This is a genomic window from Chloroflexus sp. (genome assembly GCF_034435895.1).
Lineage (GTDB): Bacteria > Chloroflexota > Chloroflexia > Chloroflexales > Chloroflexaceae > Chloroflexus.
The window spans coordinates 1-11851 of the sequence record NZ_DAOTWH010000014.1 but is presented as its reverse complement, the minus strand read 5'-3'; the positions used below and the strand labels follow the sequence as shown (position 1 = coordinate 11851).

11 protein-coding genes are annotated in these 11851 nt (G+C 60.0%); 9 read left to right on the top strand and 2 right to left on the bottom strand.

Annotated elements, in window-relative coordinates:
* Nucleotides 1-199: 199 nt before the first annotated feature.
* Nucleotides 200-1282, bottom strand: coding sequence for a redox-regulated ATPase YchF (ychF, locus tag U9R81_RS00925; protein ID WP_322493669.1), 1083 nt, complete (start codon nucleotides 1280-1282; stop codon nucleotides 200-202).
* A gap of 398 nt (nucleotides 1283-1680) precedes the next feature.
* On the opposite strand from ychF, the gene U9R81_RS00920 reads away from it, so the two are divergent.
* The 7 genes from U9R81_RS00920 (at nucleotide 1681) to U9R81_RS00890 (ending at nucleotide 9777) form a co-directional block, all read left to right on the top strand.
* Nucleotides 1681-2340 (top strand): cytochrome c3 family protein, encoded by a 660-nt coding sequence (locus U9R81_RS00920; protein WP_322493668.1) that lies wholly within the window; start codon nucleotides 1681-1683, stop codon nucleotides 2338-2340.
* 86 nt (nucleotides 2341-2426) lie between these two features.
* Nucleotides 2427-5516 (top strand): TAT-variant-translocated molybdopterin oxidoreductase, encoded by a 3090-nt coding sequence (locus U9R81_RS00915; RefSeq protein WP_322493667.1) that lies wholly within the window; start codon nucleotides 2427-2429, stop codon nucleotides 5514-5516.
* 2 nt (nucleotides 5517-5518) lie between these two features.
* The gene (gene nrfD / locus U9R81_RS00910; RefSeq protein ID WP_322493666.1) at nucleotides 5519-6988 is read left to right on the top strand and encodes an NrfD/PsrC family molybdoenzyme membrane anchor subunit; all 1470 of its coding nucleotides are present in this window, start codon (nucleotides 5519-5521) and stop codon (nucleotides 6986-6988) included.
* A 12-nt stretch (nucleotides 6989-7000) separates the two neighbouring features.
* On the top strand, nucleotides 7001-7540 hold the full coding sequence (locus U9R81_RS00905; protein ID WP_322493665.1) for a DUF3341 domain-containing protein: 540 nt from the start codon (nucleotides 7001-7003) through the stop codon (nucleotides 7538-7540).
* A 9-nt stretch (nucleotides 7541-7549) separates the two neighbouring features.
* A complete protein-coding gene (locus tag U9R81_RS00900) occupies nucleotides 7550-8167 on the top strand; it encodes a cytochrome c (RefSeq protein WP_322493664.1) in 618 nt (205 codons plus the stop codon).
* 17 nt (nucleotides 8168-8184) lie between these two features.
* Nucleotides 8185-9420, top strand: a complete 1236-nt coding sequence (locus U9R81_RS00895; protein WP_322493663.1) for a hypothetical protein — start codon at nucleotides 8185-8187, stop codon at nucleotides 9418-9420.
* Nucleotides 9421-9438: 18 nt separating this feature from the next.
* Entirely contained in the window at nucleotides 9439-9777 is a 339-nt protein-coding gene (locus U9R81_RS00890; protein ID WP_322493662.1) for a hypothetical protein, read from the top strand.
* A 78-nt stretch (nucleotides 9778-9855) separates the two neighbouring features.
* Here the strand turns inward: U9R81_RS00890 and U9R81_RS00885 are convergent, their stop codons facing one another.
* A complete protein-coding gene (locus U9R81_RS00885; RefSeq protein WP_322493661.1) occupies nucleotides 9856-10317 on the bottom strand; it encodes a GIY-YIG nuclease family protein in 462 nt (153 codons plus the stop codon).
* 93 nt (nucleotides 10318-10410) lie between these two features.
* On the opposite strand from U9R81_RS00885, the gene purD reads away from it, so the two are divergent.
* The gene (purD, locus tag U9R81_RS00880) at nucleotides 10411-11655 is read left to right on the top strand and encodes a phosphoribosylamine--glycine ligase (RefSeq protein ID WP_322493660.1); all 1245 of its coding nucleotides are present in this window, start codon (nucleotides 10411-10413) and stop codon (nucleotides 11653-11655) included.
* 3 nt (nucleotides 11656-11658) lie between these two features.
* Nucleotides 11659-11851 (top strand): formyltransferase family protein (locus U9R81_RS00875; RefSeq protein ID WP_322493659.1); only part of this gene is annotated, 193 nt, incomplete at its 3' end.

Sequence of the window (11851 nt, the reverse complement as noted above, 5' to 3'; positions counted from 1 at the left end):
CTTCCCGGCGCCCACCAGCCACACCCGCGCAAACCTGCGTAGATCGTAGCGGCGCTCGTCGGCGATCAACCAGTCGCCTTCGCGGCGCAATGAGACGGCGGTGGCTTGGGCCGGCTCGACCGCCGCCACCGCCGCCGCCATCACCTGAGCCACAGCCTTGCCCCACGGCGCTGATCGTAACGAGGCCGTGAACAACCGCTCAGACATTGAAGAGGAAATGGCAGATGTCACCATCTTGCACGATATATTGTTTGCCTTCCATGCGCACGTGACCAGCCTTCTTGGCTTCGTGCATGCCGCCGGTAGCGATCAGATCGTGGTAGGCTACAATTTCGGCCCGGATAAAGCCGCGCTGAATATCGGAATGGATCACCCCCGCCGCTTCGACCGCCGGGGTGCCGCGCGGGATGGGCCATGCGCGCACCTCATCAGGGCCGGCAGTAAGGAAGCTGATCAGGCCCAGCAGGCCATAGCTCGCCTTAATCACCCGATCGCGGGCCGGGGCCGTAATGCCGAGGTCTTCCATAAACGCGCGCGCCTCTTCATCATCGAGCTGTGCCAGCTCGGCCTCGATCTTGCCGCAGAGCGGCTCGACCGCGCTGTTGCGATGCGGATACGCAATCTGCGGCGGATGGGCAATATCCGCTTCGCCAATATTCGGTGCAATCAGCATCGGTTTGGCGGTGAGAAACTGGTAGCCGCGAATCATGCGCGCTTCGTCGTCGGTCAGATCAAGCGCACGGATCGGTATCTCGGCTTCGAGCGCCTCGCGCAACCGCTGCAACAGATCGCGCTCGGCGGTGCGCAGTTCTTTCTCTTTGGTCGGTAATTTCGGAATCTCGGCGTTGAGCCGGTTGAGCCGGCGCTCGATAATGCCCAGATCGGAAAAGGCCAATTCAAGATCAACCGCCGCAATATCGCGCTGCGGATCGACCGAGCCGTTGGGATGGGGAACGGCTGGATCCTCGAACGCGCGCACTACGTGCAAGAGGGCATCAGCCGAGGCAATATAGTTCAGCAAGACCGGCGGCAAGCCGCCGCCGGCGCGACCGCTGCCGCTGAGACCGCCAATATCAACGTACTGGACATCGGCGTAGGTAATCTTGCGTGGTTTAAACATCTGCGCTAGCACATCGAGCCGCGGGTCGGGCACCTTCACCGTCGCCAAATTCGGCTCAAGCTGCCCCGATGAATAGGCCGCCGTCTCGGCGTGCCCGCGGGTCAGCGCATTAAAGACCGTTGTTTTGCCACTGTTGGGCAAGCCAATAATTGCTATTTTCATCGCCACTTCCTCGCGCGGTTCTTCCCATTGCTGCACACTATACCATAAGTTGCCGGCGCCCCTCCTGCTCCCTTCCTGCCACATATTTGCGACGCTTGTCACAAAATTGCAGACTGTTTGCCCAAAAAATTGTGGTACTATACATGAAGACGTGCCCGTAATCACCCAAGTACCGTCACCGTGGCGTGACAAAGGATGCAAGGTATGCCGCGCGCACAGCTAATGCACAATATGCAAAAACATGCCACCTAAACCACGTTGTCAAGTTCGCATTTTCGGCATTACATTAGGAAAGAAAGAAGTTAGCGCGTCCGAGTATTTGACGCAAAAGCAAAATGGTTCTATAATACCGGTAGGTTCACACCGTGCAAATCGCTTCCTGAACAGGGTAACGCAGCATGGCACAGATCTTCCCCCGCAATGCCAATCTTCTGGCTCGCCTAAGCATCTTCGCCCTCGTCTTGCTCGTTGTCGAAGGCATCCTCATCCTCGGCGTCTACTTCCGTTCCAACTACTTCCGGCAAGTGAACGTAGCCATTGAACAGCCGGTAGCCTTCAGTCACCAACTGCACGCTAACATCGTTGGCATCGATTGCCGGTATTGCCACGTTTCGGTCGATCAATCGTATTTCGCCAATATTCCGGCAACCGAAACCTGTATGACCTGCCACTCGCAGATCAAGACTGCCAGCCCGCTGCTGGAAAAGGTACGCGAGAGCTATGCCACTGGCAAGCCGATCGAGTGGGTTAAGGTGTACGACCTGCCCGATTTCGTGTACTTCAACCACTCGATCCACGTCAACAAGGGCATCGGCTGCTCGACCTGCCACGGGCAAGTGAACAATATGCCGGTGGTCTGGCAGCAGCAGGCGCTGTATATGGGTTGGTGCCTCAACTGTCACCGCAATCCTGAATTGTACGTCCGGCCACGTGAAGAGGTCTACAACATGGATTACGTGCCGCCGTCGAACCAACTGGAGATCGGTCGTCGGTTGGTGGCGGAGTACGGCATCATGCCGCCCGATCAGTTGACCAACTGTTACGTGTGCCATCGCTAAGCCGCTCGACTGCGTGCCGCCCATTCGTTGGGACGGCACGCCTATGTGCCCGCTGGATTCATTAGCAACGGTGGTGGTAAACAACCATGACACAGCAGCAACCTGACCTCGAGGCCATTCGCGCTCAGTTGCGCGACGCACGCGGACCGCAGTTCTGGCGTTCGCTCGATCAACTGGCCGATTCGCCGGCGTTCCGCGAACTGGTGGAGCGCGAGTTTCCGCGCGGCGCGAGCGAGATGGGCGATGGAATGAGCCGGCGCACATTCCTGAAGCTGATGGGGGCCTCGTTAGCCTTGGCTGGCGTGACGGCCTGCACCTATCAGCCGCGCCAGTATATCGCGCCCTTTGATCGCCAACCGGAAGGTCGCATTCCCGGCGTTCCGCAGTTTTTCGCCTCTACCCTCACCCTCGGCGGTTATGGCGCTGGGGTGCTCGTGCGCTCGAATGAGGGGCGCCCGACCAAGGTGGAAGGCAACCCGCGTCACCCGGCCAGCCTTGGCGGTACTGATCTGTTTGCACAGGCCGAGATTTTGACGATGTATGACCCCGACCGCTCGACAACCGTGTTGCGGCAGGGAGTGACCAGCACGTGGGCCGAGTTTACCGCGACGCTGGCCAATGCGTTGACAGCAGCGCAAGCGTCACAGGGAGCCGGTGTGCGGCTATTGACGACCAATGTCACATCGCCGTCGCTGGCTGCCCAGATCGAGCAGTTTTTGCAGGCCTACCCGCAAGCGCGCTGGTATCAGTACGAACCAATCAACCGCGATAATGTGGTTGAAGGCGCGCGGCTCGCCTTTGGCCGGGATGTCACCACGCGCTACGACCTGTCGAAAGCGCTCGTTATCGTCAGCCTTGACGCCGATTTCCTTGCCCCCGGCCCCGGCTTCGGCGCGTATGCTCGCGCCTTCGCTGATGCGCGCAAAGTGCGCAAGGGCAGCAGCGAGATGAACCGGCTGTATGTGGTTGAGGCTAGCCCCTCAACCACCGGTACCGCCGCCGATCACCGGCTGCCGCTGCGCGCTGACGCAATTGCCGCCTTCACTGGCGCCTTGGCCCACGAATTGGGGGTTGGCGGCGCTCCGGCTGCGCTTGGCCCGAAGGCGGAAGAGTTCCTGAAAGCGATCGCCAAAGACCTCGCAGAGCATCGGGGCCGCGCAGTGGTAATTGCCGGCGATCAGCAACCGCCAGTGGTGCATGCCCTTGCCCACCTCATCAATACTGAGCTTGGCAATGTCGGTCAAACAGTCTTCTACCACGAGCCGGTGGAAGCCCGCCCCACCAACCAGACCAACGATTTGGTAACGCTGGTCAGCGAGATGGCCGCTGGCCGGGTCGAGACCTTGATTATGATCGGCGGCAACCCGGTCTACAATGCCCCCGGCGACCTCCGCTTCGCCGACCGGATGGCGACGGTGCCGCTGACGATTCACCTGAGCCAGTTCGTTGACGAGACGTCGGTGCGGGCCACGTGGCATATCCCGCAAGCCCATTCGCTCGAGAGCTGGGGCGATGCGCGCGCCTTCGATGGCACGGCTAGCATTGTGCAGCCGCTGATCGAGCCGCTCTACGGCGGGAAGACGGCCAACGAACTGCTGGCGGCGATGCTCGGCCAACCTGATGCCGACAGCTACGATCTGGTGCGCGGGTATTGGGAAGAGCGGCTCGGCCCGACCAATTGGGAAATCGCGCTGGCGACCGGCGTGATCGCCAATACGGCGTCGCCGGTGATTACGCCAACCTTGAACGAAGCCGCCATTCGGGCAGCCGAGATTCCGCAGCCGGGCAGCGGCACCGAGATCGTCTTCCGGCCTGACCCATCAGTTTTCGATGGCTTCTATGCAAATAACGGTTGGCTGCAAGAGCTGCCTCGCCCGCTCACCAAGCTGGTCTGGGATAATGCGGCCCTGATGAGCCCGCGCACGGCGATTAAGCTGCTTGGTCTGCCCTTTAGCGCCGATCGTTTGGTTGGCGGCGAAGAGGACGATCGCGAGCGCCAAATCTACCTCGAACAGCTCTCGAAGGTCAATGGCACGATTGCGCGCATCGAGTACCGCGGCGGGGTGGTCGAGCTGCCAATCTGGCTGCTCCCCGGCCACGCCGAAGACTCGATTACGCTCAACCTCGGTTATGGCCGCACGAATGCGGGCCGGGTCGGCAATGGCGTGGGGGTTGATGTCTATCCCATCCGCACCAGCGATAGCCCGTGGTTTGGCGCCGGCGCGCGCGTGACCAATACTAGCCGCACCTACTTGCTCGTGAGCACGCAAGATCACTGGACGCTGGAAGGTCGCGATATTTATCGCGTCGGTGAATTTAAGAAGTTTAAGGAAAACCCCAAGTATATCGCGAAAGAGGTGTACAAAGAGGAGTATGGCCGCGAATCGCCCGGCTATCTCTCGTTGCAACCCGGTGATGATTATACCGGTCGCAATGCGTGGGGAATGACCATTAACCTCAACGCTTGCATTGGATGCAACGCTTGTGTCGTCGCTTGCCAAGCCGAAAACAACATTGCGGTCGTCGGCAAAGAGGAGGTCTCGCGCGGGCGTGAAATGCACTGGATCCGGATCGATCGCTACTACGCCGGCGATGATTTGGATAATCCTTCCACCTATATGATGCCTGTCAACTGCATGCAGTGCGAAAAGGCGCCATGCGAGGTTGTCTGCCCGGTTGCTGCCACCGTTCACGATTACGAAGGCATCAACAACATGGTGTATAATCGCTGTGTCGGCACGAAGTATTGCTCGAACAACTGCCCGTACAAGGTGCGGCGGTTTAACTTCTTGCAGTACAGCGATACGACAACCGAGACCTTCAAGCTCGCGTTCAACCCAGATGTGACGGTGCGCATCCGAGGTGTGATGGAGAAGTGTACCTACTGCGTGCAGCGCATTAGCGGGGCGCGCATTGCTGCCAAACGCGCAGCGGTGCAGGCTGGCCAGTCGTCGTATGTCATTAGCGATGGCGCCATTCAGACTGCCTGTGAACAGGCATGCCCGACCGGCGCAATCGTCTTTGGCGATATTAACGACACTACCAGCCGCGTCGCCAAGTGGAAGGCGGAAGGGCACAACTACGGCCTACTCGGCTTCCTGAACACTGTCCCGCGCACGACATATCTGGCCCGTGTCCGCAACCCGTCTGATGATCTAGAAAAGGTGGAAGGCTAGCGATGGCACAGGCGCAACCACTCCGAACCCGGCCCGTCGATGACGGTGAAGCCTATCTGCTGCCGGGGGAAACCTACACGTCGATCACCCATAAGATCGGCGATGTCCCGTTAACGCCGCCGCTGAAGACCCCCAAGGGCTGGCTGGCCGGCTTTAGCGTGGCGTTCTTCTTGCTGATGATCTTCTTTGTGTCGGTGACGTGGCTGTTCATCCGCGGCGTCGGTATCTGGGGTATTAATATCCCGGTCGGCTGGGGCATGGACATCATCAACTTCGTGTGGTGGATCGGTATCGGCCACGCCGGTACGCTTATCTCGGCCATTCTGTTGCTGCTCAATCAGGGTTGGCGCAACTCGATCAACCGCTTCGCCGAAGCGATGACGCTGTTTGCGGTGGCATGCGCCGGTCTCTACCCAATCTTGCACCTTGGCCGGCCATGGTTGTTCTACTGGTTGATCCCGTACCCCAACACCCATGGTATGTGGCCGCAGTTCCGCAGCGCACTCGCGTGGGACGTGTTCGCGATTTCGACCTACGCAACGGTGTCGCTGGTGTTCTGGCTGGTCGGTCTGATCCCCGACTTCGCGACCCTGCGTGATCGGGCTAAGAATATTTGGGTCAAGCGCCTGTACGGCATTGCGGCCCTCGGCTGGCGCGGCTCGGCCCGCCACTGGCACCGCTACGAGATGGCCTCGATCCTGCTGGCCGGTCTCTCGACCCCGCTGGTGGTCTCGGTTCACTCGATCATTTCGCTCGACTTCGCCATTTCGCAAGTCCCCGGCTGGCAAGTCACGGTCTTCCCGCCCTACTTCGTGGCCGGCGCCGTGTTTGCTGGGTTTGCGATGGTGTTGTTGCTGATGATCCCGGTGCGCACCTTCTACGGCTTCGAGAGCTACATCACCATCCACCACCTCGATGTGATGGCCAAAGTGATGCTCGCCACCGGCATGATCGTCGTCTATGGCTACTTTATGGAGGTCTTCGCCTCGCTCTACAGCGGTAATGAGTACGAGGAATATCTCCTCTACAACCGCATGTTCGGGCCGAGCTCGTGGGCCTACTGGGGGCTGCTCTTCTGCAACGCGGTGGCAATCCAGCCGCTGTGGTTCAAGAAGGTGCGCCAGAATATCCCCGCCTTGCTCATCATCTCAACGATCGTGAGCGTTGGTATGTGGCTCGAGCGGTACGTGATCATCGTGATCTCGCTCGAACGCGACTTCTTGCCCTCGTCGTGGGATCTCTACATTCCGACGATTTGGGACTGGTCGCTCTACCTTGGTACCTTTGGTCTCTTCTTTACCCTGCTCTTCCTCTTCATCCGCGTCTTGCCGATGATCAACATTTTTGAGATGCGGCTGTTCCTCTATCAAGAGACGGAGAAGGCGAAGCGGCGGGCAGAGCATGGCGCGCACGGGCATGGGCACGGGCACAGCGAGCACGGCAAGGCCCACGGCGCCGCCTCGGCAGACTAGAGGAGTGATGCGATGCGAAACGATATCTACGGTGTGATGGCCGAGTTTCCCACGCCAGAAGCTTTGATCGAAGCGACCCGCAAAGCCAAGGCGGCGGGGTATACCAAAATGGATGCGTTCTCGCCCTTCCCGATCGAGGAGGTGATCGAGGAGATTGCCCACGGCGATACTGGCGTGCCGCGCTTGGTGCTGCTGTTTGGTCTGATCGGCGCTGCAAGCGGGTTCTTGATCCAATATATCGGCAATCTGATCGATTACCCGCTGAATATCGGCGGTCGCCCGCTTGATATTACCAACTGGCCGGCGATGATCCCGATCACCTTCGAGAGCGGTATTCTGCTGGCAGCGTTTGCGTCAGCGATCGGGATGGTGGTGCTCAACGGCCTGCCGGCTCCGTATCACCCGGTCTTTAATGTGCCCCGGTTCCAGTATGCGTCGCAAGACGCCTTCTTTCTGTGTATTGAATCAACAGATCCGCTGTTCGATCGTTCGCGCACTTCGCAGTTCCTGCGCTCGCTCAACCCGATGCAGGTCTCCGAGGTTGCATACTGAGGGAATCCCATGCAGACGCCTCGCCTAACAACGCGCATGATTCGCTTCGGTTGGATCGGCCTGTTGGTGTTGCTGCTCACTGCCTGCCATCAGGACATGTACGATCAGCAGAAGTACACGACCTACGAGCCGAGCAGCTTTTTCGCCGATGGCCGCTCGTCGCGCCCCAATGTGCCGGGCACGACGCCATACGAGGTGGTAAAGACCGATGAGTTTCTCTACACCGGCCTGATCGATGGCAAAGAAGTGGATGCAATGCCTTTCCCGGTGACGAAAGACTTGCTGCTCCGCGGGCAACTGAAGTATAACATCTACTGCGCCGTATGCCACGGCGAGTCGGGCTACGGAGCGAGTATGGTGGCCGAGCGTGGCGGCATTGTGCCGGCCAACTTCCACCAACAGCATCTGCGTGAAGCGCCACTGAGCCACTTCTTTGTGATTATTACGAATGGCGTGTACCGCGGCGACCCCAATAACGGCGGTTATCAGTCAATGTATGGTTATGCTTCCCGCATCACGCCGGAAGACCGCTGGGCGATTGCCGCTTATATTCGGGCTTTGCAGTTGAGCCAGAATGCGACCATTGATGATGTGCCTCCCGCCGAGCGCGCGCGGCTGGGGAACTAGGCTGGAAGGTTAGACATATGGCGACGACAAGTCTTTCACAGACCCGCATCCCGCAACTCGGGCAAGTCCAGATGCTTGGACTCGTCGCGGCTGCGATTGGGATCGGCGTGCTGGTTGCTGGCTATTTTCTCAACCCAACCTCGTTTTTTGAGTCGTACATTTACGGCTATTATGTGGCGATGACTATCCCGCTCGGCTGCCTCGGCTTTCTGATGGTGCAGCACCTTACGGGCGGCGCATGGGGCGTCACGGTGCGGCGCATGCTTGAAGCTGGCGCAGCGACGCTGCCAATCATGGGTCTACTCTTCATCCCGATTGCGTTGGGGTATTTCGATACCTATAAGTCGCTCGGCCTTGCGCATCCGCTCTACGAGTGGGCTAACCCTGAGATCGTGACTCCCGGCGGCGCCGAGTTCGATCCGATCATTGCCCACAAGTCACCGTGGCTGAGCCCGCTGTGGGTGACGGCCCGGATCGCGATCTTCTTCGTGATCTGGACGGTGCTGGCGTATACGTTGCGCGGCTGGTCGCGCCAGCAAGATGCCGGCGGCGACGCCAAGAAGCTAGCGACCCGCATGCGCCGGCTGAGCGGCATCGGCGTGGCGTTGTTCGTCATCACCGTGACCTTCTTCGCGTTCGATGTGGCGATGTCACTCGATCCACACTGGTTCTCGACGATTTACGGCGCGCACTACATGGCGAATGCTGGCCTGATGACGCTGTCGTTCCTCGCCTTGATGATGAGCCGGGTGCGCGATGCCAGCCTCTTCCGCGAGTATGTGTCGGTGAAGCCGATTCACGACATTGGCAAGCTGATGTTCGCCTTTACTGTGCTGTGGACGTATATGTCCTACGGCCAGTTGGTGATTATCTGGTCGGGTGATGTGGCTGAATTTACGCCGTGGTATGTCCACCGCACGCAGCACGGCTGGGTCTTCGTGGCACTGGCATTGATGCTGTTCGCCTTTGCGCTGCCCTTCTTCGTGCTGTTGTTCCGCGGCACCAAGCGCAATTTGAGCACACTGGCCACCATCGCCGGTTGGATCATCTTTATGCGCTTCGTCGATATGGCGTGGATCGTGCTGCCAGAGTTCCGCGAGCATCTGTGGGATATTACCATCACCGATGTCGCGGCGCCGATCGGCCTGATCGGTCTGGTGGTAGCCCTATTTGCTGCCAATGTGCAACAAGCGCCACTCTTGCCGCTGCGCGATCCCAATATGGAGCAGTTGCAGAATAGCGGCCATCACTAACGCGGAGGAGAGACACCTATGAGCTTTCGCCCGAACTATTCGGCGCCCCGGTATGCACCGCCGCGACCGATGCAGCCAGCCCGCCCGGCGCGCGCAGAAGCTGAGCCGCCGCTTAGCCGCTTGATGATTGCCGGCTTGATGGTGTTTCTGGTGCTGAGTCTGGTGGTGCTGCTGGCCGGTCGAGTTCCGTTTACACCACAGCCGGCGCCGGTGACTGGCAATACATACCGCAGCTACGTCACCGAAGCGCGCACGTTGCTCAATAGCTATGGCTATACGCCGGAAGGCAAGGTGCATATCCCGATTGATCGGGCAATGGATCTGATCGTCGAGCGCGGGTTGCCGGTACGGCGATAGATTGGCAACGATATACGGCGCGAGGTCGGTAGGGGCAGGGGCCGGTTTCGTACCGGCCCTTCCCGTTTCATACCGGCCCTACGGGTTTGTTTGGCGCAACGTATCGGCAATATGCGCCACCGCTTCCGCGGCATAGAATAGATGCCCGCCGCATCTGGTATCCGACGCGCCAAACTGCGGGATTGGCCGGCTCAGCTCTGGCAATCCGGCGAGGACAGAGCACCACCGGCATTCTAGTCGTTCATCGGTAACTGCTGCCCACATTTCTCGCAATTCGAGATGAGGGCGGAGATAGTCAATATGCCAATGCGCGCGTTTCTCGACGGCGCTGTGCCGGCGGAGCCGCGCCGCCAGCCCGCCCGGCCCAAACGCACTGCCGACGTAGTAGTAATGGCCCGGCGCAAGATCGAAACGCCCTAACCGCCCAATCGCAAGCTGGGTCAGCGGTTGCGCCAACCAGCAATGGAGCAGATAGGCGCCCCGCGCCTGTAGCGCCGGGATCTGCGTGATCTGCGCTGGAGATACCAAGAAGATCTGCATCAAAGACCTCTTTTTGCCATCCAATCGCGTCAACCATGCTATACTGAACAGCAATTGTACGGCAGGACGCCGCTCAGTGTGATTGACAAGCCTATGAACGTATTACTGATTGGTTCCGGTGGCCGTGAGCACGCACTGGCATGGAAAATTGCCCGCTCACCCAACTTTACCAAACTGCTCACCATTCCCGGCAACCCCGGTACCGGACGGCACGGCCGGAATGTCCCTTTCCCGCTCAACGATTACCCGGCCTTGATCGATCTTGCCCGCCAAGAGCAGATTGATCTGCTCGTCGTTGGCCCCGATAACCCGCTGGCAGATGGCATCGTTGATGCCTTTCAAGCCGCCGGCATCCCGGCGTTTGGCCCCACCGCCGCTGCTGCCCGCATCGAAAGCAGCAAGTCCTTCGCCAAAGAGATTATGGCTGCTACCGGCGTCCCGACTGCCCAAAGCCACGTCTTTGCTTCGGCGGCGGAAGCGGCTGATTTTGCCCGCGCGAGCGGCAAGGCATGGGTGGTCAAAGCCGACGGTTTGGCGCTAGGCAAGGGGGTGATCGTCGCCGAGACGGTGGAAGAGACGCTCGATGCGATTGCCAAGTTGAGCACGATTCCTGCCGGCCATCATCTCTTGCTCGAAGAGCGGCTGTACGGGCGTGAAGTATCGGTGCAGGCGCTCTGCGACGGCGAACGGCTGTGGCCGCTCCCGCCAGCCCGCGACCACAAGCGGCTCGAAGAGGGGGATCGCGGCCCCAATACCGGCGGGATGGGGGTGATTGCGCCGGTTGATGAGGTCACGCCGGCCCTGCTCGATGAAATTGTTAATCGCTGTATGCAACCGGTGGTCAACGAGCTAGCCGCGCGCGGCACGCCGTTCCGCGGCTTGCTCTATGCCGGCATGATTCTCACTGCCGACGGGCCGAAGGTGCTGGAATTTAATGCCCGCTTTGGCGACCCGGAAGCGCAAACCGTCTTACCGCTGCTCGAAGGGGATTTCCTCGGCGCGTTGTATGCCTGCGCCACCGGCCAATTGAAGCCTGACATGTTGCGCCGGCGCAAAGGCTACGCGGTCTGCGTGGTCTTGTGCGCTGCTGGCTACCCCGGACGACCGCGCAAAGGAGATCTCATTCGCGGCGTCGAGGCGCTCGATGAGGATCAAGTGCTCGTCTTCCACGCCGGCACTGCAGTTGGCCCGAACGGCCTCTGCACGGCAGGCGGGCGGGTATTGGGGGTCACCGGTCTCGGCTCAAGCTTGCGGCAAGCCCGCGAACGCGCCTATGCCGCCGCCGACCAGATCCGCTTCGAGGGCAAGCACTTCCGCCGCGATATTGGTCAGGAGTAGGTTGTGCCAAGCATTGCGGTGTTGTTGAGCGGCAGCGGCAGTAACTTGCAGGCGCTGCTCGATGCGCAGGCTGCCGGTGAGCTGGCCGGCGCAGTAACGCTTGTGGTCAGTGACCGCGCCCAAGCTTATGGCTTGCAACGGGCGCTCAACGCCGGGATTGCCGCCGCGCACGTGCCGCTCAGCGCGCCGCGCGGCC

What these genes read in the sequence shown, in the direction of transcription:
- U9R81_RS00915 (WP_322493667.1), top strand. Translation starts at nt 2,427, where the DNA reads ATGACACAGCAGCAACCTGACCTCGAGGCCATTCGCGCTCAGTTGCGC.
- ychF (WP_322493669.1), bottom strand. Translation starts at nt 1,282, where the DNA reads ATGAAAATAGCAATTATTGGCTTGCCCAACAGTGGCAAAACAACGGTC.
- U9R81_RS00900 (WP_322493664.1), top strand. Translation starts at nt 7,550, where the DNA reads ATGCAGACGCCTCGCCTAACAACGCGCATGATTCGCTTCGGTTGGATC.
- U9R81_RS00920 (WP_322493668.1), top strand. Translation starts at nt 1,681, where the DNA reads ATGGCACAGATCTTCCCCCGCAATGCCAATCTTCTGGCTCGCCTAAGC.
- purD (WP_322493660.1), top strand. Translation starts at nt 10,411, where the DNA reads ATGAACGTATTACTGATTGGTTCCGGTGGCCGTGAGCACGCACTGGCA.
- U9R81_RS00885 (WP_322493661.1), bottom strand. Translation starts at nt 10,317, where the DNA reads ATGCAGATCTTCTTGGTATCTCCAGCGCAGATCACGCAGATCCCGGCG.
- U9R81_RS00895 (WP_322493663.1), top strand. Translation starts at nt 8,185, where the DNA reads ATGGCGACGACAAGTCTTTCACAGACCCGCATCCCGCAACTCGGGCAA.
- nrfD (WP_322493666.1), top strand. Translation starts at nt 5,519, where the DNA reads ATGGCACAGGCGCAACCACTCCGAACCCGGCCCGTCGATGACGGTGAA.
- U9R81_RS00905 (WP_322493665.1), top strand. Translation starts at nt 7,001, where the DNA reads ATGCGAAACGATATCTACGGTGTGATGGCCGAGTTTCCCACGCCAGAA.
- U9R81_RS00890 (WP_322493662.1), top strand. Translation starts at nt 9,439, where the DNA reads ATGAGCTTTCGCCCGAACTATTCGGCGCCCCGGTATGCACCGCCGCGA.